This is a genomic window from Mariniphaga sp., assembly GCF_041687215.1.
Classification (GTDB): domain Bacteria; phylum Bacteroidota; class Bacteroidia; order Bacteroidales; family Prolixibacteraceae; genus Mariniphaga.
Map to the genome: position 1 here is coordinate 1 of NZ_JAWLCI010000067.1, position 26124 is coordinate 26124.

Below are 26124 nucleotides of genomic sequence, written 5' to 3' on the forward strand. Positions count from 1 at the left end.
AAACTGTTGCGATAATAACTGATAACTTTTTCATGATTTCGTGTTTTTTAATTGTTTATAAATTTTTTTAGTTTGTAAATACATCTTCAAGCGTGCCAATAGCAAAACAACTGATGTTCCAAAATTTTAAATATTTGATTTGCAGAAAATTAAGAGTTTTTGTAAAAAATTTTTAGATTCAATACGGGACAGATATTTTTATAATTGGGACACGTTGCCACACAAAAACAATCGTTTCGACATAAAAATTCAAGGCAAACCAAAATTTATGATGTAAAATCCGGTTTTTCAACTGTTGCTTTAAAAATTGTTGGATTAATTTATTTAGACTGAATTTAAATTTCAGACCTGAACCATAACGAAACTGAATTTAAACAATTTGATTTTTTTAACATATAATGAAATTGCCCGCCTCTAAATCGTTTAAATCACTCAATTTAAAACACTTTTCCACAAATAAGAAACAAATTGATCTCAGGGAAATTGTAAATATTTTTTTGACCGGATGCACCATTTTTACTTGCCTTGTTTGAGGAAACACCGAATATGGTTATATTTAACGGTTTTTTGTATTAAAAATAAATAGGAATATATAGTACCTATCCAATTAAAACTTTTATTTGTTATGGAAAAGAATTCGAACAAAAGTGCCTTTTCAAGGAGAGCATTCCTTGGCACAACAGCTGCTGCTGCAGCAGGATTGACAATTGTTCCGAGCCATGTAGTGGCCGGATTGGGGCACAAAGCTCCCAGTGACAAACTCAACATTGTAGGCGTTGGTGTTGGAGGAATGGGTTTTGCCAACCTAAAAAACCTGGAATCAGAAAACATTGTAGGACTTTGCGATGTGGACTGGAAATACACTGGCGGAAACGGTGTGTTCGATCGTTGGCCAAAAGCCAAAAAGTACAAAGACTGGCGGAAAATGTACGATGAAATGGGTAAGGATTTCGATGCAGTAGTAGTGGCAACTGCCGACCATACTCACGCTCTTGTTGCCGCTCATGCTATGACAATGGGCAAACATGTTTACGTTCAAAAACCTTTGACCCACTCAGTTTACGAATCGCGCCTGTTAACCAAACTGGCTAAAAAACACCAGTTGGCAACTTCCATGGGTAACCAGGGATCTTCAGGCGAAGGTGTAAATCTGACTACTGAATGGCTCGTGAACGGCGAAATTGGTGAAGTAACTAAAGTGGAAGCTTTCACTGACCGTCCGATTTGGCCACAAGGTTTAAACACTCCTGAAGTGGGACATTGGGTTCCGGACACTCTCGACTGGGATTTGTTTGTTGGACCGGCAAAAATGCGTCCGTTTAATGAAATTTATCACCCATGGAACTGGCGTGGCTGGTGGGATTACGGTACCGGCGCCCTTGGCGATATGGCCTGCCATATTCTTCACCCGGTATTTGTTGGACTTGAATTGGGTTACCCAATTCATGCACAGGGAAGTTCTTCATTGCTGCTTCAGGATTGTGCACCTGTTTCGCAATCGGTAAAAATGACTTTCCCGTCACGGGCTCCACAACGGGCATGGAAAGGGATGAAACGTAATGCCGAACTGCCGCAGGTTGATGTTCACTGGTACGATGGCGGTATTAAATGGAATTTACCCGAAGGATGGCCGGCAGGTAAAAACCCGAACGACAGCGGCGGTGGTGTAATTTTCCACGGAACAAAAGATAAACTGATCTGTGGTTGCTACGGAGTTAATCCATGGTTGCTTTCAGGCCGCGTTCCTGAAGCTCCGAAGTTCAGAAGAAGAATTGACAATGCTACCAGTGGTGGACACGAAATGGATTGGGTACGTGCATGTAAGGAAAGTCCTGAAAACCGCGTTCCTACTGCTTCCGATTTTAGCGAGGCCGGACCATTCAACGAAATGGTTGTAATGGGAGTTCTGGCTGTTCGTTTGCAGTCGTTGAATAAAGTTTTGGACTGGAATGGTGAAAAAATGGAATTCACCAACCTGAGTGACGATGAAACTATTCGCACCGTTATAAAAGACGGATTCGAAATTCATGACGGTCACCCAACGTTCAAAAAAACATGGACTGACCCGGTTCCCGCAAAAGAATTTGCTGCTGAATTGATTAATCATACATACCGCAAACCTTGGAGTTTGCCTGATATGCCAGCATAATATTTTATAAGTTATACTAAAAAGGATGTTCGGTTTCGAACATCCTTTTTTTTTGGTAATTTGCTAAAACTAAATTCTTCTAATCCTGATCCGAATCCCTATTTTTTTTCGGGGTTACTCATTTTTTTGTACCACATAAATTCTCCCTTATTGTAATATTGATTTTTCAGATCCGGATTCTTTTCCAATTCATCTTCAGTATAAGGTTTGTGAGGGACCAAAACATCATCGCCCGGTTCCCAGTTGTAAGGGGTAAGAACATTTTCTTTTTGAGTTAACTGCAAGGCAGCCACTGTCCGTAGCAGTTCATCGATGTTTCTGCCAACATTCATGGGATAGAAAGAAATGGACTGAATAATATTGTCCGGATCAATAATGAATACACCCCTTACATCCCTTTTGTCGTTTGCTGATGAATGCAGCATACCGTATTTTTTGGATATTTTTCCTGAAAGATCAGCCACAATGGGGTAATTTATTTTTACATCCCCGCCATCCTCACTCATCGCTTTTTCCATAAATGCTTTCCATAATAAATGCCTTTCAATTTCGTCAATTGATATAACCGCAATTTTTACTCCCAGCGAATCCAATTTTTCCTGATTAATGGCCAGGCCACACAATTCCGAGGTGCACACTGCAGTAAAATCCAGCGGATGGCTGAATAAAATCTTCCAGCTATTGCCAAAATCTTCAGGAAAATTCAACATCCCGTTTGTGGAATTCTCTGTAAATGACGGAGCTTTATCTCCAATCAAAGGGATTTTTTGGGTTCCCGACCAGGCTGACAATGAAAATGCGACAATTAATATTATTAAGGTAATTCGTTTCATCATGTATAAAATAGATTCAATATTAATAAGCTTTTTATGAATAACATCTTTTTTAACCGAAGGTTTGCCAATCGGCTTTTTTTCCTGATTTTTTGCTAATTTGCGGCAACCTGTTTGGGCGGTTTAATGTTAGAAAAAATATGAATAAAAATAATAAGTTCACACGACGTAAATTTATCGGCACTGCTGCCACTACAATTGCCGGAATAACGATTGTACCCTCAAATGTAGTGGCCGGGCTGGGACACCAATCGCCTAACGACAAATTAAACATTGCCGGCATAGGAGTTGGCGGTTACGGTTATGTGAACCTCCGGAATATGGAAACTGAAAACATCGTTGCCTTGTGTGATGTGGATTGGGATTATGCCGGGAACACTTTCAAGCGGTGGCCAATGGCCAAACAATTCAAAGATTTTAGGGTGATGATGGAGGAACAAAAAGATATTGATGCGGTGGTTATTGCCACTCCTGACCACACCCACGCCCTGGCCGCCATGATGGCCATTCGCGAAGGGAAACATGTTTTTGTTCAGCAACCACTTACCCACTCCATTTACGAATCGCGAATACTTGCTGAGACTGCACAAAGATACGGCGTTGCTACCCAAATGGGAAACCAGGGAAACTCAGGCGAAGGAATCCGGAAAATTTGTGAATGGATTTGGGCAGGTGTTATTGGTGAAATAACCCATGTTGACACCTGGACTACAAAACCAAACTGGCCCCAAAATAACTTTGCACCCGAACGCAGCAGAAGAGTGCCGCGTGATTTAGACTGGGAATTGTTTGTTGGGCCGGCGCCCTGGAAAGAATACAATCCGGTTTATCATCCATGGACCTGGCGTAGTTGGTGGGATTTCGGTTCAGGTGCTTTGGGTGAAATGGGAAATCATGTTCTTGATCCTGTTTTTAAAGCTTTAATGTTACATCATCCCATCTCAGTTGAGGCAAGTTCATCGGAATTTAACACCGACTCGGCTCCCAATTCTGAATTTATACGATTCGAATTTCCCCGGCGCGACAACCTTCCCAAAGTTGCCATGCCGGCAGTTTCTGTGAATTGGTGCGATGGCGGATGGATGCCACCCCGGCCCAATGAACTGAAAGATGGTGATATGATGGGTGATGAAAATGGCGGATGTATTTTTTATGGTACAAACGGAAAAATAATGTGCGGCGCTTTTGCAAGCAATCCAACACTTTTGCCTGCCAGCGAAATGGATCATTTTCAGGAACCGGAAAAGTCAATTCGCCGAATTTTCAATCCCTCAGAAGGAGGCCATGAACAGGACTGGATTCGTGCGTGCAAAGAGCCTAAAGAAAACCGACTGGAAACTTCATCTGATTTTAAATATTCCGGGCCGTTAAATGAAACTATTATGCTGGGTGTTTTAGCTGTCCGGCTGCAGAGTTTAAACCGAAAACTGATTTGGGATGGTCCCAACATGCGTTTTACCAATATTGGTTCAACCGATGTAATACGTATTCTTTCGAAAACCAATTTTGAATTGGTAAACGGAAATCCCAGAACAAATAATGAATTTGTGACCCTTCCGGCATTGCAAACTGCCGAAAAATGGATTCGGCACAATTACCGGCAAGGCTGGGAACAAATTTAAAAAGCCGGCTCATGAACTGAATCATAAAACCGGCTTCAATTTGCTGTTTTAAAAATCGCTGTTTAATTGCTTTCAGATTATTTGTTTTCTTCGTTTTCCTCAATTTCTATTTCCACCTCTTTACCTTCGTCCTCAATTTTTTTGCGGATAATCATAACTTTTCCATCTTTCCTTTGAATTTTTACATCCTCATCTTCAGTTATTTCAATTTCTCCGTCGTCATTTTTTATGACTTTAATTCGTTTTTCAATTACAGGAGGCGCTTTCACTAAAAACTCCGAAGGTTTTGTTTTCCATGAAATATCGACATCCTCGTTCTCATTTTCTTCATTTTTTTCCCTGATGATGACAATTTTTTCGCGTCCTCCGCTTTTATCTCTCTTTTTATAGGAGATGATTCCGGGGTCGCTTAAATCAATAATATTATCGCCTGATTTATTTTTGAAATGAAAAATATGTGGGGCTTTTGGTGGCCTCGGAGCATTGGGTGGCAGTAAAAAAGGCGGTTCGAAATCCATGTCTTCGCCGTTAAAACGAAAAGTAAAATTTTTGTGCAATGAATCCATTTCAGGAAGATCAGGCATCACAAAATTGAAATCACTGGCAGATAAAATGGTATCTCCGTTCCAAACAAAAATATTATCACCTTTAATAATGGTATCCAATTCTGTTTTTTTTCCATCTTCTGTTTTTACTATTTTTATGTGGCGCTTTGCTTTTTCTCCTTTTTCTCCGCGTGGCGGGTCCTGTGGATTTTCTCTCAATGAAAAAGAGGAAAAAAGGAGGAAAGAGCCGAGGAGGAATCCGATAATAAACATGATTTGTTTCATAACTTTCTATTTTAAATTTGTAAAAAATGGCACAACAAAGATAGCAGAGACACACACTACCAATCAGTTAAAACCCGGTTAAAATTGGTTAAGGAAAAGTTAAAATATGATAACGGCTTTTTGAAATACCTATATTTGAACCATGAACAAAAAGATTTTCACCGGATTGGTTGTATTTATGGCAATTTCTATTTTGGGAATTATTGCCATACAACTGATTTGGATGAACAATGCCATTCAGGTTAAAAATGAATTGTTCAGCCGAAGTGTAAATGATGCACTGAACAGCACGGCTAAAAAAATGGAGGAGCGTAACGATTTGAGAGTTGTAAACCGGATGGTTTTCAGCGACGATTCCACTTTACAGCATGGCAACAATCAGGATTTTGAGTTCCATTTTCAAATACCCGATCCACCTCCGCCTTCATCAGTAAATCTCCCTGATTCGCTTAAAGTGAAAAAGTTGCCACCTGCAAATGCGCCTCCCGTAATTATCACGAGAAAAAGGAATCCAAATAAAAACGACAATAATATCAGGGTTGAAGTGGAAACCAGAGCAGACACCGGGCAAATAATCTCGCGTTTTGAGATGGATGGAGAAGCATCGGTTTTTGCCGATGAATTTGTTTTTCCCGGCGAAAATGATGGCCATTATCAAAACATTTTTATTGTGGATGGGGACACCGTCATTTCAAACCTGGACTCGCTGTATTCGGTAAGCGTCATAAAAATCGATTCATTGATGCAAAGTTTGGATTCCGTTATACAGTTCCCACCTGGTTTTTCAAAAAGGATAAAAAACAAAGCCGGAAACCTGAAACGCACCGCAAGGCAGTTTGTTACCGAAATTGCTTCGTGGAATGCCAGTGAAATTGACACCTTGCAATTAAAAACAGTTTTGAACAATGAGCTGAAAAACCGCGATATTCCCATCGGTTTCCAGTTTGGTATTTTTTCAGATTCCATTTTGCACACGCGTTCCGAAGCTGCTGATTCTGCCGGACTGGCCAATTCTGAATATAAAGTAAAACTCTATCCAAATTCGATTTTCGAACGCAACCTGCAATTGTCGGTAGTTTTTCCGGACCGCGAAAACTTTATTTTTCGGTCACTGAACTGGCTCCTCGTGGCTTCCCTTTTATTTTCATTTTTTATTTTAGCCGCTTTTTCCGGTAGTATTTACTATATTTTAAGGCAGAAAAAGATTTCGGAGATGAAGTCGGATTTCATTAATAACATGACGCACGAATTTAAAACGCCCATTGCAACCATCTCGGTGGCTGCCGATTCCATCAACAACGAAAAAGTGATTTCAAATGCCGAAAAAGTGCGCTATTTTACCGGAATGATTAAAAAGGAAAACGCCCGCATGAACCGGCAGGTGGAAGATATTTTAACCATCGCCCGGCTCGATAAAAAAGAGTTTGAATTTAAATGGGAAACCATTGACGTGCATGATTTGCTGAAAGATGCCATGCAGGGGATTACTCTCCAGGTTGAAAAACGCGAAGGAAAAATTGCAACAAAATTTGAAGCTTCAAATCCTTCAGTTACAACCGATAAAATTCACTGCACCAACGTGTTTTATAATTTACTCGACAATGCCATAAAATATTCAACTGTTGCACCACAAATAATTATTTCAACCCAAAATAAACCCAAAGGTGTGCTGGTTTCGGTTGAAGACAAAGGCATTGGAATGACCAAAAGTGTTCAGAGCAAAATATTCGAAAAGTTTTATCGCCAGGAAAGCGGAAATGTGCACAATGTAAAAGGCTTCGGGCTTGGCTTAAGTTATGCAAAAGCATTTGTGGAAGCCAACCACGGAAATATTTCTGTGCAAAGTGAACCGGGAAAAGGAAGTAAGTTTGATATTTTTTTACCGTTTGTAAGGGAGTGAAAATGGAAATAACAATTACCAAAATACAAATAAGCTCCAAAAACCAATAAACCAATTTCCAAACAATCTTTCTGCGTTTGGATTTTTTAAGTTTGGGATATTGGAATTTATTTGAATTTTGGGTTTTGGGTTTTGAGTTTTGAGTTTTGAGTTTTGAGTTTTGGAAGTATGAACGTAAAACAACATATCTTTCTTGTAGAAGACGACCTCAGTTTCGGGGCGGTATTGAAATCGTATCTTGAACTGAACGATTACGAGGTAACCTGGGTGGACAATGGCCGGTTTGCCTACGAACGTTTTAAAAACGGTGAATTTAATATATGCATACTCGATGTCATGCTCCCGCACACCGATGGTTTTACCATTGCCGGCCAAATCAGGAAAACCGATGCAAACATCCCACTGGTCTTTCTAACAGCCAAAACGCTGAAGGAAGATATCCTGAAAGGATACAACGTGGGAGCCGACGATTACATTACCAAACCGTTCGACACCGAAGTGCTGCTTTGCAAAATAAAAGCCATCCTCAACCGGAAAGGTCTTGAAAATCATTCAGAAAAAGAAAGTTACGATATTGGAATTTACCGTTTTTTCCCTAAAAACCGAACAATAATTCATGGCAATGACCACCAAAATCTGTCGCCAAAAGAGGCCGAACTGCTAAAACTTCTTTGCCAGAATCAAAACGAACTTCTGCCCCGCGAAACGGCCCTGCGAAAAATCTGGGGCGAGGACGGCTATTTTACAACCCGCAGTATGGATGTGTTCATTACGAAACTGAGAAAATACCTTTCATCCGATTCAAATATTGAAATCAAAAATATTCATGGCAGCGGATTTATTCTGGAGGTAAAAAACGTTTAAAATATGAAAAAACAAAACAAAGTCGCCCTAATTACCGGTGCATCAAAAGGAATTGGAAAAGCCATTGCCACCGGGTTGGCTGAAATGGGCTGCCAAACGGTTTTAATCGGACGGGATTCGGATGATTTGAAAAGCGTTAAAGAGGAAATTATCAGGAGTGGTTGTTCTGAGCCGGCACTATTCGCACTGGACATTACTGATTCAGAAAAAGTAAAAGAGACGGTTGCCAAAATTGTTGAGAAGTTTGGTCGCATCGAAATCCTGGTAAATAATGCCGGTATTCATTTTAACGGAACGTTGGATTTACCCGAACCAGATTTCAGAAAAATGCTGAACACCAACCTCACCGCGCAATTTGTAATGCTGCAGGAAGTGGTTCCGGTGATGAAAAACCAAAAATCGGGTTACATTTTTAATGTGGCATCCCGATCGGCCAAAGTAGGTTTTACCGGAAGTGGCGCCTATTGTGCATCCAAATTCGGATTATTGGGATTGAATGAATCCCTGTACCGGGAACTCACACCGCAGGGAATAAAAGTGACTGCACTGTGTCCGGCGTGGGTAAACACCAACATGGCACAGGAAGCCGGTACCCCGCTTCAGCCGGAGGAAATGATTCAGCCGGATGACCTATTCAAAACCATCCGCTGGCTGTTGGAATTATCGCCGGGCACCTGCGTAAAAGAGGTAGTGATTACCAATCCGAAAAGTCTTTAATCTATTTTCTCCGGCTTAACAGGTAATGAATCCACTTTTCAACTCCGATAACCGGAAATATCACAAACCCGAAAAGAGCAGCAAAAAGCACTTCATTTAAGGTGAGTGGAACTGTATTAAAAATAGTATGCATAAACGGCGCATAAATAAAAACAGCCTGCAACCCAAGCACAATTCCAATTCCCAGAAAAACAGTTGGATTACTAAAAAACCCGATTTTCATCAGCGAATCGCGCAATGAACGGCAGTTGAGCATGTAAAAAATCTGGAAAAGAATAACAAAAGTTACCGATGTGGTTTGAGCTTTTGCCTGTGCAAACGCCGGGTCCAGTCCATTTCCCAGACTATGCGAATAATGCAGGTTGAAAATAATTATCGTTCCGGCGGTCATTAAAAGGGATACAAAAAACACCCTGAACGTTACAAATTTATTGAACAGCGGCGCATCGGGTTTGCGGGGCGGACGTTTCATCACGTTGGGTTCTTTTACCTCGAAAGCCAGCGGAAGTGCCAGCGCCACAGCAGCCACCAGGTTAATCCACAAAAGCTGGGTGGGCAGCATGGGCAGCAACAGTTCGTTTGTAATCAGGTTGAACGGGAAAAACATAATTCCGTAAATCAGAATAAACGCCAGTCCCAGATTGGTGGGCAGCAGAAAAGCAAGCGATTTTAGCAGGTTGTCATAAACACGGCGCCCTTCCTCCACTGCCGCGCTGATGCTCGCAAAATTGTCATCGGCCAGCACAATGTCTGAAGATTCCTTCGAAACCGAAGTTCCCGTAATTCCCATGGCCACTCCAATGTTAGACTGTTTTAATGAAGGCGCATCGTTTACGCCGTCACCGGTCATGGCAACAATATGGTTGTCGGCCTGCAGCGCTTTCACCAGCCGCAGTTTGTGTTCCGGTGCAACGCGTGCAAAAATGTTGGTATTTTTTACAATCTCTGCCAGTGTTTCGCTGTCCATTTTTGCCAGTTCCACACCGGTTATGGTTTTACCTGATTTCGAAAGTCCAAGGTCCATCCCGATAGATTGCGCAGTAGTTTGATGATCTCCGGTAATCATTTTCACAACAATTCCGGCATCGTGACAGGCTTTAATTGCCTCAATAGCTTCAGCGCGTGGCGGGTCAATCATTCCAAAAAGCCCCAAAAACTGAAAATCATTTTCCGCTTCGGAAGGTTGCAGTTCTGTATTTTTGGTATTCGTCCTGAATTTTTGCGCGACCGCAAGCACACGCATTCCTTTGGCTCCCAGCCGTTCTATTTCGGAAATAACAGGTTCTGTTTCAAGTTTTGCACCGCCAAAATGACTGCTGCATTTTTTCAAAATAACCTCAGGTGCACCTTTAATTATAATACGCTGTTGTTCATTCTGATTTAGCGTAGCCATAAATTTCGATTCCGAATCGAATGGAATCACATCCTGACGGGGATGATTATTCCGAACCTCGTCAACATTCAGGTTTGCCTTTGCGGCAGCTACAATCAGGGCTACTTCGGTAGGGTCACCAGTAATTTGAAAATTGTCGCCTTCAGATTTAAAACCAGCATCGCTGCACAATACTGCGTCTTCAAGTAATATTTTAATATCATCAGGCAGTTCTGTCATTTCAATGCCGTTCTGTTTAAAAATTCCTTCGGAATTGTACCCAACACCTGTAACCTGAATATCATGTTCAATCGTCCACAATTCATTTACGGTCATTTCATTGCGGGTAAGCGTTCCGGTTTTGTCGGAACAAATAACGGTGGTGCTGCCCAGTGTTTCAACGGCCGGAAGTTTTCGGATAATGGCTTTTCGTCGTGCCATGCGCTGAACGCCAATAGCCAAAGCAATGGTAACAACTGCCGGCAATCCTTCGGGAATAGCACCCACAGCAAGGGCAATAGCAAAAATCAGGCTGTCTTTCAAGGCCATATCAAGCGAAATTCCCTGGCTTGTGGCACGAATAGTTCCAATTATCATAATTACAACTGTAATTGCCACAATGCCAATGGTCAGGTATTTTCCTACAACGCCAAGTTTTTTAGTAAGAGGTGTTTCCAAATCGGTGGTTTCGCTGAGCATATCCGAAATTTTACCCAGTTCGGTGTTCATTCCGGTTCCAACCACCACGGCTGTTGCTGTTCCGGTTGATACAAGCGTTCCGCTGTAAACCATACCTTTTCGGTCGCCAATGGAAACGTCCGGTTCAACCGGATTAACTGATTTTTGGGAAGGAACCGATTCGCCGGTTAGCGCAGCCTCTTCCACAGTCAGGTTTTTCTGCCGAACCAGCCGCATGTCGGCCGGAACCCGTTCGCCGGCTTCCAGCTCTACCAAATCTCCTGGTACAATTTCAGCAACCGGGATGGACACTTTCCGGCCATCGCGCAAAACCGTGGCATTTTCAGGAATCATTTCGCTTAGTGCTTCTATGGCTCTTCCGGCTTTAAATTCCTGAATAAAACCAATAATTGTATTAATAACCACAACGGCCAAAACTACCAGGCCGTCAGTAATTTTCCCCAGTAAAACAGCAAGCGTACTTGAGCCAATTAAAACCCAAATGAGCGGATTGTTAATTTGTCTCCATAAAACGGTTAAGGGACCATCTTTTTGTTTTCTTTTAATATGGTTCGGGCCGTATTGCTGAAACCTCTTTTTTGCTTCTTCAGAAGTTAGTCCTTTGTTTGAGCTGCCAACCGAAGTTATAACCTCTTCGTAAGGTATTGCATGCCACATGGCACTATTTTCATTCCCCATTTCTTTCTAAAATTAATGCCGCAAAGGTAGAAAAATCCACATGAATGTCTTTTATACTTTTTCCTTTCATTTAGCTGTTTTTGATTTCAAATTGATAAATTCGTAGAAAATTGAAAAAGAACATTATTTACAGAACTAATAAAATAACAGAATATGAAAAATCTAAATTCCAGAAGAAATTTTCTTAAAGCACTTGCCGTGGTTCCTGCTATACCGGCAACCGGATTTTCGTGGCATTTTTCAGCTATTGAAGAAAAAACCGGCACTGAAAAGTTTTCCCATAAATTCAAACTCAGTCTGAATGTTTACTCCTTCAATAATCCGCTTCGCGAAGGAAAAATAGATTTGTTTGATGTACTTGATTTTTGCGCAGAATACAATTTCGACGCGATTGATCCCACAGGCTACTATTTCCCCGGGTATCCGGAACCTCCTACAGATGAATACATCAACGAATTTAAACGAAAAGCATTTTTGCTGGGGTTGGACATTAGCGGAACTGGTGTTCGGAACGATTTTGCCAATCCCGATCCGGCAGCCCGAAAAACGGATATTGAAATGATAAAAAAATGGATTGGTGCGGCTGCAAAGCTGGGCATTCCAAACCTGCGGGTTTTTGCAGGAACCAACACACACGAAGGATTTTCGCGCGATAAGGTTTTTGAATGGATGGCCAAAGACATCCGGGAGTGTTGCGATTACGGAAAAAAATCTGGAGTAATTATTGCCCTGCAAAACCACAACGACTTCCTGAAAACGGCTGCCGATGTGGACCGCATTTTTGAAATGGTGGATTCTGAATGGCTGGGGTTGAACCTCGATATCGGAAGTTACCGCCAGCATGATCCGTATGAAGAAATTCAGAAAAACATTGACAAGGCCGTGACGTGGCAAATCAAAGAAAATGTTTGGATTGACGGCAAAGAAACACCCACCGATTTTGTGAAACTTTTCAAAATAATAAAAAATGCAGGGTATCGTGGCTATCTTCCTTTGGAAACACTGGGAGCAGGAGATCCTTTTGAAAAAGTACCACGGTTGCTGGAAAATGTAAAATCTGCTCTTCAGAAAATTTCATAAAAGTTCACTGGAATGAATACTATCCGGATTCCTTTTCCTGAAATGCAATCCGTTTTCCAACGGATATTAATGAAACATGGTTTTACTGCGAAAAAAGCTGAAATCTGCGCAGGCATTTTTGCCGAAAACAGCCTGGAAGGAATCTATTCGCATGGTGTTTACCGGTTTCCGCGGTTTGTGGAATACATAAAAAAAGCATTTATTGATGTAAATGCCGAACCCAGGCTGGTGCAAGTTGCCGGTGCGCTTGAGCAGTGGGATGGCCAACTGGGACCCGGTCCGTTGAATGCCAGGTTTTGTACTAACCGGGCCATGCAACTGGCTTCAGAAAACGGAATTGGCTGTGTGGCCATTGCCAACACCAATCACTGGATGCGCGGTGGGACCTATGGCTGGCAGGCGGCAAAAAAAGGATTTGTATTTATGGGCTGGACAAACACCGAAGCGAACATGCCGGCCTGGGGCGCCAAAGAGAGCCGTTTGGGGAACAACCCGCTGGTTTTTGCCGTGCCGTTTGGCAACGAAGCTATTGTGCTCGACTTTGCCATGACCCAGTTTTCGTATGGGAAAATGGAGGCTGCCCAACTGGAAGGAAAATCACTTTCCTTTCCCGGAGGCTTCAATAAAAATGGAGAACTTACAAATGAACCCGGTGAAATCCTGGAATCGCGGCGCGCACTGCCCATTGGGTACTGGAAAGGTGCAGGATTGTCACTGCTACTCGACATTCTGGCTACTGTTTTGTCGGCCGGACTTTCAACCCGCGAGTTGAGTCAGAAAGAAGCGGAATACAGCGTTTCGCAGGTTTTTATTGCTTTCAGTCTTAAAAAACTCAGTAATTTTCCTTCAATCGAAAACACCATTATTGAAATCATTTCAGATTATAAAAACTCAACGCCTGATGAATCCGAAAGTGAAATTCGGTATCCCGGAGAGCGGGTGCTGCAAACAAGAGCAGAAAACCTGAAAAACGGAATTCCGGTATTAAAAACAATTTGGGAGCAGGTTACAAAACTTTAATCAGGTACCGCTGGAATTCAACTAACAGAAAATTGAAAACAGAACTATTTTTCACCTGGTGACCGAAAGTTGCCGGGTGAATTCATTTTATTTTTTTTATCTGAAATCAAATTCCATTTTTTTTCAGTTTTAAAATTCAAATGATTAACTTGTCCGCCAATATTATAAACCAGCAAAAATCAAATAAGCATGACTCAACGAAGAGATTTTATCAAAAAAAGCCTGGTGGGAACTGCCGGCATTGCTATGGGCGGACTGGGGTTCAGCGCCAAATCGTATGGTTCCATTCTGGGAGCTAACGAGCGGATTACCATGGCCGTAATCGGGATTCGCGGACAGGGAAACGGGCACATCAGAACATGGTGCTCATTAAAAGACAACCGCAATGTGTTTTTAAAAACCATTTGCGATGTGGATGAGGAATTGTATCCGGAACGGGTGAAACGGGTTGAAGAAGCCATTGGCACAAAACCTTTAACAGAGTGGGATATGCGCAAGGTTTTCGACGACAAGGAAATTGATGCCGTTTCGTTTGCCACACCAAATCACTGGCACGCACTGGGAACAATCTGGGCATGCCAAGCCGGGAAACATGTTTACGTAGAGAAACCTTCTAACCACAATGTATTTGAAGGCCGCAAAATGATTGATGCCGCGCGTAAATACAACGTTCGCGTGCAGGTAGGTTTTCAAAACCGTTCCATTGCCAACGTGATGGAAGCCATGAAGTTTTTGCATGAAGGTGGAATTGGTGACGTTTACATGTCTAAAGGACTTTGTTACAAACCACGTGATTCCTTCGGTATTGCACCCGACGGTATGCCACCCGAAAATCTGCATTACGACATGTGGCTCGGACCTGCCCAATGGCGCCCTTACAACGAAAAACGAGGCCATTACAACTGGCACTGGCACTGGAACACGGGAAACGGTGATACCGGCAATCAGGGTCCGCACCAGTTCGATATTGCCCGCTGGGGACTAAATAAAGATGAACATCCGGTTTCCATTTTTTCAACCGGTGGCATTTACGGCATCAGCCCGAAAGAATGTTCACAGGAAACACCCAATACTCAAACTTCATTGTTTACATACGAAGACGGGAAGGTGCTCGAATTTGAAACCCGCGGAAGATACACCCACGGCGAATCGAGCCTCGACATTAAAATTGGCAATATGTTTTACGGAACCGATGGCTACCTGGAACTGAACGGAAGTACCTGGAAGGCTTTCAGGCAAAGAGAAAAGGAACCGTTTGCAGGTTCGGAAAAAGAAACTTCGGAAGTGCCGCAGGATCCAACTTTCCGGGCTGCTCCCGGCGGAGCCGAACATTACGCCAACTTTATCGACGCCATTCGCTCAGGCAACGATTACGATTTACACTGTGATATTCGTGAAGGATTTTATTCATCGGCTCTGCCCATTTTGGCCAACATCTCATACCGGTTAAAAAGAGAACTCACCTTCAGGGGCAGTTATGAAAAGTTTGCCAACGACCCGGAAGCAGATATGATGCTATCCAGAAACTACAGAAAACCCTATGTAGTGCCAGAAGATGTTTAAATTCTCAAAATGATAAAAAATTATCCGGTTTGATAAAGACCGGATTTTTTTTGCAACCGCAATTGCAGTAAAGAAAAAACCCCGGAGCCTCTACTCCGGGGTCAAAACTAAACCTAACTAAACCAAACTTATGAAAAAACAGCAAATTGCGTATCGTATTCTGTTATCAATAAAACGACTGAACGTTTAAATTGTTTTCATGTCTAACATGAATAAAACAAACAGTGTGCCAAAAATTAATTTCAGGAGTACAAACCGGGGTTGAATGTTTAGTACCGGATGCTTGTCCCGAAAAAAAATTTCCGTTTAAAGGCTGGTACCACAAAGGAAGACTGGCCGGGGATGACAGAATTGATTTCAATAACCACCGAAAGCGAACGCAACCCAATCCGCAATACTAAAAAATGAATATCTTTGCGGAAAATTTACCTGAGCCAGAGGTTTTAAACAATAGAAGGAAAAGAGTTTATGAATAACATTCGCAATTTCTGCATTATTGCACATATCGATCATGGAAAAAGTACCCTCGCCGACCGTATGCTGGTGCATACCAAAACTGTTGGTGAAAGAGAAATGCGTGACCAGGTGCTCGATAGTATGGATTTGGAGCAGGAACGCGGCATTACCATTAAAAGCCATGCCATTCAAATGGATTATGAGCAGAACGGGCAGGCCTATAAACTGAACCTGATTGATACTCCCGGGCACGTTGACTTTTCATACGAAGTCAGCCGGTCAATTGCTGCGTGCGAAGGTGCACTGCTAATCATTGACGCCACACAGGGTATTCAGGCCCAAACCATTTCCAATTTATACCTGGCTTTAGAACACGATTTGGAAATTATTCCCGTCCTTAACAAAATGGATTTACCCAATGCCATTCCAGAGGTGGTTGAAGATCAGATAATTGATTTAATTGGTTGCGACCGTGAGGACATCATTCACGCAAGTGGAAAAACCGGTATGGGCGTTGAAACGATTTTAGAACGAATAATAGAAAAAGTTCCGTCACCGAAAGGAGATCCGGATGCGCCCTTACAGGCACTTATTTTCGATTCAGTGTTTAATTCTTTTCGCGGGGTAATTGCCTATTTCAAAATTGTAAACGGACAAATTAAAACCAAAGACCTGGTAAAATTTGTTAATACCGGAAAACAATACGATGCCGATGAGATTGGTGTTTTAAAACTTGGTCTGGTACCTAAAACTGTTTTGTCAGCCGGTGATGTAGGCTACATTATTTCTGGAATTAAAACCGCAAAAGAGGTTAAAGTAGGCGATACCATTACCCATGTTGAGCGTCCGTGTGACAAAGCCATTGAGGGTTTTGAAGAAGTAAAACCCATGGTTTTTGCCGGGATTTACCCGATTGATGCTGACGATTACGAAGACCTGAGAACTGCCATGGACAAGTTGCAACTCAACGATGCTTCCTTAACTTTTGAGCCCGAATCTTCGGCTGCTCTCGGATTTGGATTTCGTTGTGGATTTCTTGGCATGCTGCACATGGAAATCATTCAGGAAAGACTGGAACGGGAATACGATATGAATGTAATTACAACGGTTCCCAACGTTTCCTATCAGGTTCATTTAACCGATGGAAGTCTGGTCAGGGTTTACAATCCTTCCGGATTACCTAACCCAACAATAATTGACACCATTGAAGAGCCATTCATCAGAGCAAGCATTATTACTGCTGCCGAATTTATTGGTCCGGTTATGAATTTGTGCCTCGATAAAAGAGGAACCCTGGTAAACCAAAGCTACCTTACTGCCGAGCGTGCCGAACTGGTTTTTAATTTACCATTGGGTGAAATTGTATTCGATTTTTACGATAAACTGAAAAGTATATCACGTGGCTATGCGTCGTTCGATTACCACATGAGCGGATACAAACCGGCCAAACTGGTGCGGCTCGATATTTTACTGAACGGGGAAATGGTGGATGCACTTTCCACGCTTACCCATTTCGATAATGCCTATCCGTTTGGACGTCGTATGTGTGAAAAACTGAAAGAACTTATTCCACGCCAGCAATTCGATATTGCCATTCAGGCGGCAATCGGCTCAAAAATTATTGCCCGCGAAACGGTAAAAGCTGTTCGAAAAGATGTTACGGCCAAATGTTATGGAGGCGACATTACCAGAAAACGAAAACTGCTGGAAAAGCAGAAAAAAGGGAAAAAGCGCATGAAACAAGTCGGCAATGTGGAAGTGCCGCAAAATGCATTTTTAGCAGTGCTTAAGCTGGATTAAAGAAACACCATATAAATCCAAAAAGCCGGACTTCAACAGCCCGGCTTTTTTATTATACAATTAACTTATATCCTTTGCCATGAACGTTGATGATTTCAACCGATGGCTCGTCTTTTAAATGTTTACGCAGTTTGGTAATGTAAACATCCATGCTGCGCGCATTAAAATAGTTGTCGTCAATCCAAATTGATTTGAGTGCATAATTTCTTTCCAAAACCTTATTGGCGTTCTGGCAGAGCAGTTTCAGCAAATCGGATTCTTTGGTTGTTAGTTTTACGGTATTTTCAGCATCAATCAGAGTTTGCTTTCGGGTATCAAAAGTGTATTTTCCCAATGTAAAAACAGGTTCGTTGGCTGCCTGCGACTCCAGTGAAGTTCTGCGTAAAATGGCTTCAATCCTGAAAATCAGTTCTTCCATGCTGAATGGTTTGGTAATGTAATCATCGGCTCCGAGTTTGAATCCTTCAATCACATCATCTTTCAGGTTTTTAGCCGTCAGGAAAATAATAGGAATATCGGGATTTACAACCCTTATGTCTTTTGCCAGGGAAAATCCGTCTTTTTTCGGCATCATAATATCGAGGATACAAATATCATAATGCGCTTTCATAAAACCTTTATAGGCAATTTCACCATCAGGATAAAGATCGGCTTCAAATCCTTTGGCTACGAGATATTCTTTTAGCAGCAAGCCCAAATTTTCGTCGTCTTCTGCCAAAAGCAATTTTGTTTTCTGTTCCATGGTTATTTTTTAAATTTTGGTAACAATATACTAAACTTTGTGCCTTTATTCACAGCACTATCCACTTTTATTCTCCCATTGTGCAAATCCACAATTTTTTTCACGTAACTTAATCCAAGCCCAAACCCTTTTACATTATGCACATTTCCGGTTGGGACGCGGTAAAATCGATCGAAAATCTGTGTGTGATATTCTTTGGGAATACCAATCCCATTATCGCTAACCGAAATAATAATATTCTCGTTTTTGGTTTCAGTAGCAACAGTAATTTCAGGTGTTCCGTTACTATATTTCATAGCATTGTCGAGCAGGTTAAAAACTACATTCGTCAGATGCACCTCATCGCCCTTAACAATTGCATTTTCAGCATTTAATTCAGAATGAAGAACCCCGTTTTTGCTTTTTACACGCAATTCGAAGTTATTCAAAACATTCTTCAGGGTATAATTCAAATCGAATTCCTTAAATTTCAGTTTTAACCGTCCTTCATTAAAAACAGCCATTTGCAAAACTTTCTCCACCTGAAAACTCAACCGTTTGCTTTCCTGGTTAATTACCCGCGAAATATGTTCAATTGTTTTGGGTGTGTTGGTAATGCTTCCGTCCTCAAGCATCTGACTTGCAAGAGAAATAGTTGAAATGGGTGTTTTCAACTCGTGTGTCATGTTATTAATAAAGTCGTTTTTAATCATGGAAAGCTTTTTCTGCCTGAAAATAACCATGATGGCATATACAAAAATGGCAATCAGCAGTCCGGTCAGAATAATTGTAGGAATAATTGTTAATCCTGTTGCCCTCAATAAAAATCCTGAACGCTTTGGAAAATACACATACAAATAATTGGGCTGCTGTCCGTCAAAATCGTAGGGAAACAAAAGACTGTAGTATTCTTTTTTCCTCGATGGATTATAGCCCTGACTTCCGGTAATAAACCTGTCAGTTCCCTGGTTAGCGCTTCGCACCGCATACCGGTAATCCAGGTCAATTCCGGTTTCCTGAAAAATAGTACTTATTGATTCAGCAAGATATGCAGAGTCGATTCGTTCACTCAGTGACCTTCCTTCCAGCAAAATTTTGTAATTCACCCAATGCGTATCTTTTAACCATTGTTCCCTTCTGCGCTCGAGGTCCAGGTTAAATTCATGCAACTGTTCAAATGAATTGGCATCGTTGGGGAACTTCAACAAATCGTCGTTTTGTTGTGCCCGGGCAGAATCATTAATTATAATTTGAAATTCTTCCTGAAAGTTTCCGTAAATGTTCCCTTCGGAATACCGGAACTGAAAGCTTCCTGAAATCTGGCCCGCTCCCTGCCTTGGAAAAACACTTAAATTTCGTTGAGGATTATTTGACCCAGGCAAACGGCCAGCCCGGGCACTTTCGCGGGCAATACGCTGTTCATGCAACTCCATCTGATCCACCACCCTTTTCAATGCACCTTTCACCATTTGGTCAAACTGTTCTTCGCGAATATCGGATGCAGTTTTGATAAGGTTGGTTTGGATCAGTATTAACCCCGAAAGCACCAATGCCATTAAAACGATTAATGTTAACAACATTTTTTTGCTCATGCAGCAAAGATAATTTTAAAGAAAAGCCGTTAAAAACCCTCTTAACATTATTTAACAGGAAGGACGTTATTGTAATTATTATTAACCTTGGCTGGTTAAAACGGTAAAAACCAACAACTCAAAAGCATATAAAAAAAAGACTTCCTACCTGATTTTTTCCTGTAAAAGTTGCTCAATAACCACCGGGAAATACTGATACTCAAGTTCATGTACTTTTTCAGCAACATCTTCGGGCGAGTCTGACGGTAAAACCGGGCATTTTGCCTGAAAAATTAGCTCGCCTTCATCGTACCTCCGATTTACAAAATGGATGGAAATTCCGGTTTCAGTATCCTGGTTTTCAACAACCGCCTGGTGTACCTTCATTCCGTACATCCCTTTCCCGCCATATTTGGGTAAAAGAGCCGGATGAATATTAATTATTTGAAAGTTATCAATTAAATTATCAGGCACCAGCCATAAAAACCCGGCAAGAACAATTAAATCGATGTCACGATTTTTAAGTTTTTCAACCACTTCGCCGGTTTCATAGAACTGTTTCCGGCTAAAAACAAAAGAATCCACCCCAAGTGCAGCAGCACGGACAAGTGCATAAGCATCTGGTTTGTTACTCCAGAGTGAGTCAACTCTAATCTGCTCGTTACCTGAAAAATACCGGATTATATTTTGGGCATTTGTGCCTGATCCTGAGACAAAAACAGCTATCTTCTTAACATTCATTTTATATTGGCTAAATCGGTTCGAACATTTGAATAATTAGTTCAAATTTAGAATATTACAAATTTAATATAACAGGCCTGAATCATCTTTTTTATATTTTTTCTTTGAAATATAAACTGTAAATGTATTACTTTGCAGCGAATTATTTAAAAACTCAAAATAGTATTAACTAAAATTTTAGAATTATGTCTGACGTTGCAGCAAAAGTAAAAGCAATTATCGTTGATAAATTGGGAGTTGATGAGAGCGAAGTAACTAACGAAGCTTCTTTCACCAACGACCTGGGAGCCGATTCACTGGATACAGTTGAGCTGATCATGGAATTTGAAAAAGAATTTGATTTGGCTATTCCTGATGATCAGGCCGAAAAAATTTCGACTGTTGGCGAAGCTATTGCACACATAGAAGAGGCAATTAAGTAATCCAGAAAATTCATTTATGGAATTTAAACGGGTAGTTATTACCGGAGTGGGCACCGTTAATCCTTTGGGAAATTCGGTTAACGATTTTTGGGAAAACCTTAAAAACGGGGTTAGCGGTGCCGCACCCATTACCAGGTTCGATGCATCAAAGCAAAAAACCCAGTTTGCCTGTGAGGTGAAAAATTTTGATGTGGAGCAATACATGGAGCGGAAGGAAGCCAGGAAGTATGACATGTACACGCAATATGCAATGGTTACTGCTGCACAGGCCATGGAAGACTCAGGGCTGAATTTGGAAACAATTGACCACGACAGGGCAGGTGTTATATGGGGTGCAGGCATTGGAGGCCTTCAAACCTTTTTTGAAGAAGCAAGAAATTACCAACCTGATAATCCCCGGTTTTCGCCGTTTTTTATCCCAAAAATGATTGCCAACATTGCAGGAGGTTTAATTTCAATTAAATACCAGTTTCGGGGACCGAATTTTACAACGGTTACTGCATGTGCTTCGGCTTCGCATGCCATGATTGAAGCCTTTAACATGATTCGGCTGGGGAAAGCCAACATCATGATTACAGGCGGTTCGGAAGCAGCGGTAAACGAAGCAGGTGTTGCAGGATTTAACTCCATGCGGGCTATTTCCACACGTAACGATGACCCAAAAACAGCCTCAAGACCTTTTGATAAAGACCGCGATGGTTTTGTAATTGGCGAAGGTTCGGCAGCTTTTATTTTTGAAGAATATGAAAGCGCCGTAAAACGAGGGGCAAAAATTTATGCCGAAATGGTTGGCGGAGGCATGTCGGCCGATGCATACCACATGACTGCCCCCGACCCTGATGGGAAAGGAGCCAATTTGGTTATGAAATGGGCTCTTGAAGATGCAGGAATAAACCCGGAGGATGTTGACTACATCAATGTTCACGGAACCTCAACTCCGCTGGGTGATATTGCCGAACCCAAAGCAATATTGAAAACTTTTGGCGAACACGCATTTAAAGTAAGCATAAGTTCCACAAAATCGATGACAGGCCATTTGCTTGGTGCTGCCGGAGCTGTGGAAGGACTGGCCAGCATTCTGGCTATTCAAAACAGTTTGATTCCGCCCACCATCAACCATTTTACCGACGACCCTGAAATTGACAGCAGATTCGACTTTACGTTTAATACTGCCAGGGAAAAAGAGGTTAATATTGCCATAAGCAATACATTTGGTTTTGGCGGACACAACGCCACTCTTGTTTTTAAAAAATTTTAACACTCTGTGGTTAGGAAAATAGCACAACGGATAAAACTCTTTTCGTCGCCTCGGAAAGAGTTTTATTTGTTTTTGAAAAACCTGCTCGGATTTTACCCTACAAACCTGAAACTTTACGATTTGGCATTTATCCATAAATCAGCTTCGGTTTACGATTCTCAGGGAAACATGGTAAATAACGAGCGGCTCGAATTTTTAGGCGATGCCATTCTGGGAGCCATTATTGCCGATTTTTTGTACAACCGGTTTCCCCAGCAAGATGAAGGATTTCTTACCAAAAACCGGTCGAAACTGGTTAACCGAACGTTTTTAACGCGGTTAACTTTTGATATGGGGCTCAACATTTACATCGATTCCAACACAACCAAAAACATCGATAAAAGCCACATTTACGGCGATGCACTTGAGGCGCTAATCGGAGCAATTTACCTGGACACCGACTACCAAACCACAAAATATTTCGTTACCAAAAAAATACTTTCGCAGTTTGTTGACCTGAACGAAATTGAACAAAAAGATTCCAATTTCAAAAGCCAGTTGATTGAATGGAGTCAGAAAAACAAAAAGGACATCAAATTTGAAACTACTGAAGAGCCGGCAAAAGATAAAACAAAACAATCCCGATTTGTCGCAAAAGTGATGGTTGAAAACAAAGTACTGGGTAGCGGTACAGGTACTTCTAAAAAGGAAGCCCACCAGAACGCAGCCCGCGAAACACTCAAAAAACTGGAAAGTTAGGGTTTTAAATCTCCTGCTTCTGAGACCATAATTACTATATTTGCATCCCGAAAAATAAACGATGGACCATATTTTAATTTACGGATTAGGTTTCTTATCGCAAATCCTCTTTTTTGCCCGGAACATTGCCCAGTGGTTCCTTTCGGAAAAAGAAGGTGAAGTAATTTCGCCTGCAATTTACTGGCAAATCAGTTTGGCGGCTTCTGTGCTTATGTTTATTTACGGTGTGTTACGAAACGATTTTGCCATTGTGCTTGGGCAAATTATTGTTTACACAATCTACATCCGGAACTTGCAACTGAAAAAAGTATGGCGAAAAATGCATGTTGCTGCCCGCCTTTTGGCAGTCGTTATTCCGCTCGTATGCATAAGCTGGTTGTTTTTGGGTGAATCTTATAATTTCAGTTCCATGCTGAAAAATGAAAATGTTCCGCTTCTGCTTTTAATTTGGGGCTCTGCCGGACAGGTTATTTTTACCTTTCGGTTTATTTACCAGTGGATTTATTCCGAACAACGAAAAGATTCCTTTCTGCCCATGGGATTCTGGGTTATCAGTACTATTGGTTCACTTATGATTTTCACTTACGCCATTTACCGGCTCGATCCGGTTTTGTTTGCCGCACACAGTTTGGGACTTTTCATTTACATCCGGAACATTTTACTGCACTCAGGCCGTGGAAGCATATTCCGAAAACTGGAAAAGATTCCTTATTTCAATAAAATAATGGGGAAAATTACAGGTAAAATGAAATAGGCCGGTAAAAAAATCCACCGGCCCGGTTTTTCTGTTTTCAAAAAATTACCTGTGCTTTTTTACGATTTCGCGCAAAACCACCCAAATGGGAATGGATAGAATAAACCAGAAAACACCGTACAACGGAGCAATCATACTCACCCTCAAACCCCCTGCTACCAACGAAGGAGAAATGTCCTCAATTTGCTGAATGATTTCAAATGCCTGAAACATGCCAATGGCCTGCGCCAAAAGTCCCAAAATAAACGAAAGGCTTCCGAACATCAGAATGAAGTCCAGACCTTTGCCCGAGTAATCTTTTTTCATTAAAATAAGAATGCCTGATTTTATGGCAAAAAAAATCATGGCAATACCGGCGATTGTAACAATGCCCATAAATAAAGGGCCACCTTCATAAAAGTACTTGAATAGATTCATCACTTCAAATTTAAAATTATTTACTGGAACAAGTTTAAGGGGTTCATTCGCCATTCAGAAATTTTATCGATAAACAGCAAAATAATGGTCTCGGACAACAATTTTTAAAACCTGGTTGCCCGATGCAGAAATTATGCAGAAAAATTGAATTTTGAGGTTGTTCGTCGATTAAAATTTGTTTTCCGCAAAAACTCATTCATTTTCGCCGATTGTGTAAATTGCAGCAATGTTTAAAAAACTTCAGCCAAAATATTCGCGATTTTTACTACACTTGTTTTTCTGGGTGCTGGTGTACCTGTTTTTTATCGTGTTTTACGGCCGTTCCAGCCGCGATTATGGAACAACCATCATTTTTGTTTCCATGCTTTTGCCCCTTTCAATAATTACCACCTATTTTTTGAATTACTTCATCATACCGAGGTACCTGTTCACCAAAAAATACGGCAAATTTGTATTGTTCGTTTTTTACACATTCGTAGTTTCCATTTGGCTCGAAATGTTTATTTCGCTGGTCGTGTTTATTCTAATCACCAATTACCAGGCAGACCAGATGAACCCTTCATCATTCGATGGATTGCTGTTGATGGTAGGGCTCTATTTTATCATCATCATTGCTGTGGCCATAAAGCTGGTTCGCCGTTCGTTTCAAATTCAAAAGAAAAATACCGAGCTCGACAACCGGCGTTTTCAGATGGAATTAAAACTGAAAGAAGCTGAACTAAAACTGCTGAAAGCACAGGTTCATCCGCATTTTCTGTTTAATACGCTGAATAATTTGTACGGACTCACCCTGGAAAAATCGGATGATGCACCAAAACTGGTTCTGCAACTTTCCGAAATTCTGGACTACATTTTATACCGCTGCGATGAAAAGCTGGTGTCGCTTGGCGAAGAACTGGCTAATCTGAAAAACTACATCGAAATTGAAAAAATCAGGTACTCCGGAAAGCTGAAACTAACTGCAAATTTCCCGGAAGAAACCGGCCACTTGAAAATTGCCCCGCTCATACTTTTGCCATTTGTTGAAAATGCGTTTAAACATGGCGTAAGTCATTCCCCCGGAATTACTTTTGTGAGCATCAACATTAAAATAGTAGAAACCAACCTCTTTTTTAAAGTTGAGAATTCGAAAAACCCGGCCATAAAAAATGAAGTGGGGCACAGCAATGGTGTTGGACTAAAAAATGTCCGAAAGCGCCTCGATTTGATTTACCCCGGAAAATATATGCTGAAAATTGATAAAACAGAGAAGACATTTTCTGTAAATTTATCGCTGCAACTGGAGGAATAATTATGTACAATTGTCTGATTATAGACGACGAACCCATTGCCATCCGTGTCATAAAAAAGCACCTGGAAGCATTTCCCGGTTTCAACGTGGTGGCCGAGTGCAACAACGCCATTGAAGCCATGCCGGTTTTATCTAAGGAAAAAATCGACCTGCTTTTTTGCGATATCCAGATGCCGCAAATTACCGGAGTGGATTTTATCCGGTCGCTTGCCCACCCTCCAAAAGTAATTCTCACCACTGCTTACCGCGAATATGCCATTGAAGCCTTTGAACTGAATGTGATTGATTACCTGCTTAAACCCATTTCGTTTGAACGGTTTACCAAAGCCATCAATAAATTTCTGGAAACGGAGTCGCATCAGCCAACCCAGGTTGTTTTTCAACAAGAAAATTCAAATACAAATTCGGATTACCTGTTTCTGAAAGCAGATAAAAAGCATTACAAAGTAAACCTCGACGATATTTTCTATTTCGAAAGCCTGGGTGATTATGTAATGGCATTTACCCTCGACAAAAAAATTGTAACGAAAGAAAGGCTTAGCTATCTGGCAGAAACTTTACCTGCCGGCCGGTTCATGCAAATTCACCGCAGCTATCTTGTTTCCATTTCAAAAATTGAATCGGTGGG

The 26124-nt window shown here is 41.4% G+C and carries 22 protein-coding genes; 15 read left to right on the forward strand and 7 right to left on the reverse strand.

Annotated elements, in window-relative coordinates; genetic code table 11:
• Positions 1-625 precede the first annotated feature (625 nt).
• Positions 626-2149 (forward strand): Gfo/Idh/MocA family protein, encoded by a 1524-nt coding sequence (locus tag ACESMA_RS17985; RefSeq protein WP_372950252.1) that lies wholly within the window; start codon positions 626-628, stop codon positions 2147-2149.
• A 98-nt stretch (positions 2150-2247) separates the two neighbouring features.
• Here ACESMA_RS17985 and ACESMA_RS17990 read toward each other — a convergent pair whose 3' ends face one another.
• On the reverse strand, positions 2248-2985 hold the full coding sequence (locus tag ACESMA_RS17990; RefSeq protein WP_372950253.1) for a peroxiredoxin: 738 nt from the start codon (positions 2983-2985) through the stop codon (positions 2248-2250).
• Positions 2986-3122: 137 nt separating this feature from the next.
• On the opposite strand from ACESMA_RS17990, the gene ACESMA_RS17995 reads away from it, so the two are divergent.
• Positions 3123-4604: a Gfo/Idh/MocA family protein gene (locus ACESMA_RS17995; RefSeq protein ID WP_372950254.1), complete on the forward strand. Its 1482-nt coding sequence runs from the start codon at positions 3123-3125 to the stop codon at positions 4602-4604.
• Positions 4605-4681: 77 nt separating this feature from the next.
• On the opposite strand, the gene ACESMA_RS18000 is transcribed toward ACESMA_RS17995, so the two are convergent.
• Positions 4682-5434: a hypothetical protein gene (locus ACESMA_RS18000; RefSeq protein ID WP_372950255.1), complete on the reverse strand. Its 753-nt coding sequence runs from the start codon at positions 5432-5434 to the stop codon at positions 4682-4684.
• A gap of 142 nt (positions 5435-5576) precedes the next feature.
• Here ACESMA_RS18000 and ACESMA_RS18005 point away from each other — a divergent pair, with 142 nt between their 5' ends.
• The 3 genes from ACESMA_RS18005 to ACESMA_RS18015 all read left to right on the forward strand — a co-directional run bounded on the left by ACESMA_RS18005 (position 5577) and on the right by ACESMA_RS18015 (position 8915).
• On the forward strand, positions 5577-7334 hold the full coding sequence (locus ACESMA_RS18005) for a sensor histidine kinase (protein WP_372950256.1): 1758 nt from the start codon (positions 5577-5579) through the stop codon (positions 7332-7334).
• Positions 7335-7502: 168 nt separating this feature from the next.
• The gene (locus ACESMA_RS18010) at positions 7503-8198 is read left to right on the forward strand and encodes a response regulator transcription factor (RefSeq protein ID WP_372950257.1); all 696 of its coding nucleotides are present in this window, start codon (positions 7503-7505) and stop codon (positions 8196-8198) included.
• Positions 8199-8201: 3 nt separating this feature from the next.
• Positions 8202-8915 carry an SDR family oxidoreductase gene (locus tag ACESMA_RS18015; protein ID WP_372950258.1) on the forward strand — a complete coding sequence of 238 codons (714 nt, stop codon included), beginning with the start codon at positions 8202-8204 and terminating at the stop codon, positions 8913-8915.
• A 1-nt stretch (position 8916) separates the two neighbouring features.
• Here ACESMA_RS18015 and ACESMA_RS18020 read toward each other — a convergent pair whose 3' ends face one another.
• On the reverse strand, positions 8917-11643 hold the full coding sequence (locus tag ACESMA_RS18020; protein WP_372950259.1) for a cation-translocating P-type ATPase: 2727 nt from the start codon (positions 11641-11643) through the stop codon (positions 8917-8919).
• Between the two features lie 174 nt (positions 11644-11817).
• Here ACESMA_RS18020 and ACESMA_RS18025 point away from each other — a divergent pair, with 174 nt between their 5' ends.
• The 4 genes from ACESMA_RS18025 (at position 11818) to lepA (ending at position 17583) form a co-directional block, all read left to right on the forward strand.
• Positions 11818-12744 carry a sugar phosphate isomerase/epimerase family protein gene (locus ACESMA_RS18025; RefSeq protein WP_372950260.1) on the forward strand — a complete coding sequence of 309 codons (927 nt, stop codon included), beginning with the start codon at positions 11818-11820 and terminating at the stop codon, positions 12742-12744.
• A 12-nt stretch (positions 12745-12756) separates the two neighbouring features.
• Positions 12757-13764, forward strand: coding sequence for a 3-dehydro-L-gulonate 2-dehydrogenase (yiaK, locus tag ACESMA_RS18030; protein WP_372950261.1), 1008 nt, complete (start codon positions 12757-12759; stop codon positions 13762-13764).
• Positions 13765-13953: 189 nt separating this feature from the next.
• Positions 13954-15327 carry a Gfo/Idh/MocA family protein gene (locus ACESMA_RS18035; RefSeq protein ID WP_372950262.1) on the forward strand — a complete coding sequence of 458 codons (1374 nt, stop codon included), beginning with the start codon at positions 13954-13956 and terminating at the stop codon, positions 15325-15327.
• A 468-nt stretch (positions 15328-15795) separates the two neighbouring features.
• The gene (gene lepA / locus ACESMA_RS18040) at positions 15796-17583 is read left to right on the forward strand and encodes a translation elongation factor 4 (protein ID WP_372950263.1); all 1788 of its coding nucleotides are present in this window, start codon (positions 15796-15798) and stop codon (positions 17581-17583) included.
• Positions 17584-17635: 52 nt separating this feature from the next.
• Here the strand turns inward: lepA and ACESMA_RS18045 are convergent, their stop codons facing one another.
• From ACESMA_RS18045 to purN, 3 genes are all read right to left on the reverse strand, one after another.
• Positions 17636-18325 (reverse strand): response regulator transcription factor, encoded by a 690-nt coding sequence (locus tag ACESMA_RS18045; RefSeq protein WP_372950264.1) that lies wholly within the window; start codon positions 18323-18325, stop codon positions 17636-17638.
• Between the two features lie 2 nt (positions 18326-18327).
• On the reverse strand, positions 18328-19896 hold the full coding sequence (locus ACESMA_RS18050) for a sensor histidine kinase (RefSeq protein ID WP_372950265.1): 1569 nt from the start codon (positions 19894-19896) through the stop codon (positions 18328-18330).
• 144 nt (positions 19897-20040) lie between these two features.
• Positions 20041-20616 carry a phosphoribosylglycinamide formyltransferase gene (gene purN, locus ACESMA_RS18055; RefSeq protein ID WP_372950266.1) on the reverse strand — a complete coding sequence of 192 codons (576 nt, stop codon included), beginning with the start codon at positions 20614-20616 and terminating at the stop codon, positions 20041-20043.
• 185 nt (positions 20617-20801) lie between these two features.
• On the opposite strand from purN, the gene ACESMA_RS18060 reads away from it, so the two are divergent.
• The 4 genes from ACESMA_RS18060 (at position 20802) to ACESMA_RS18075 (ending at position 23788) form a co-directional block, all read left to right on the forward strand.
• Positions 20802-21038, forward strand: a complete 237-nt coding sequence (locus ACESMA_RS18060) for an acyl carrier protein (RefSeq protein ID WP_372950267.1) — start codon at positions 20802-20804, stop codon at positions 21036-21038.
• A 16-nt stretch (positions 21039-21054) separates the two neighbouring features.
• Positions 21055-22296 (forward strand): beta-ketoacyl-ACP synthase II, encoded by a 1242-nt coding sequence (gene fabF / locus ACESMA_RS18065; RefSeq protein ID WP_372950268.1) that lies wholly within the window; start codon positions 21055-21057, stop codon positions 22294-22296.
• Positions 22297-22302: 6 nt separating this feature from the next.
• Positions 22303-23034, forward strand: coding sequence for a ribonuclease III (gene rnc, locus ACESMA_RS18070; protein WP_372950269.1), 732 nt, complete (start codon positions 22303-22305; stop codon positions 23032-23034).
• Between the two features lie 61 nt (positions 23035-23095).
• Positions 23096-23788: a lipid-A-disaccharide synthase N-terminal domain-containing protein gene (locus ACESMA_RS18075; protein ID WP_372950270.1), complete on the forward strand. Its 693-nt coding sequence runs from the start codon at positions 23096-23098 to the stop codon at positions 23786-23788.
• A 45-nt stretch (positions 23789-23833) separates the two neighbouring features.
• Here the strand turns inward: ACESMA_RS18075 and ACESMA_RS18080 are convergent, their stop codons facing one another.
• The gene (locus ACESMA_RS18080; RefSeq protein WP_372950271.1) at positions 23834-24205 is read right to left on the reverse strand and encodes a MotA/TolQ/ExbB proton channel family protein; all 372 of its coding nucleotides are present in this window, start codon (positions 24203-24205) and stop codon (positions 23834-23836) included.
• A gap of 226 nt (positions 24206-24431) precedes the next feature.
• Here ACESMA_RS18080 and ACESMA_RS18085 point away from each other — a divergent pair, with 226 nt between their 5' ends.
• Together ACESMA_RS18085 and ACESMA_RS18090 are read left to right on the forward strand one after the other, a co-directional pair.
• Positions 24432-25496 (forward strand): sensor histidine kinase, encoded by a 1065-nt coding sequence (locus tag ACESMA_RS18085; protein WP_372950272.1) that lies wholly within the window; start codon positions 24432-24434, stop codon positions 25494-25496.
• A 2-nt stretch (positions 25497-25498) separates the two neighbouring features.
• Positions 25499-26124, forward strand: a 626-nt coding sequence (locus ACESMA_RS18090) for a LytR/AlgR family response regulator transcription factor (RefSeq protein WP_372950273.1), incomplete at its 3' end; no start/stop codon positions are given.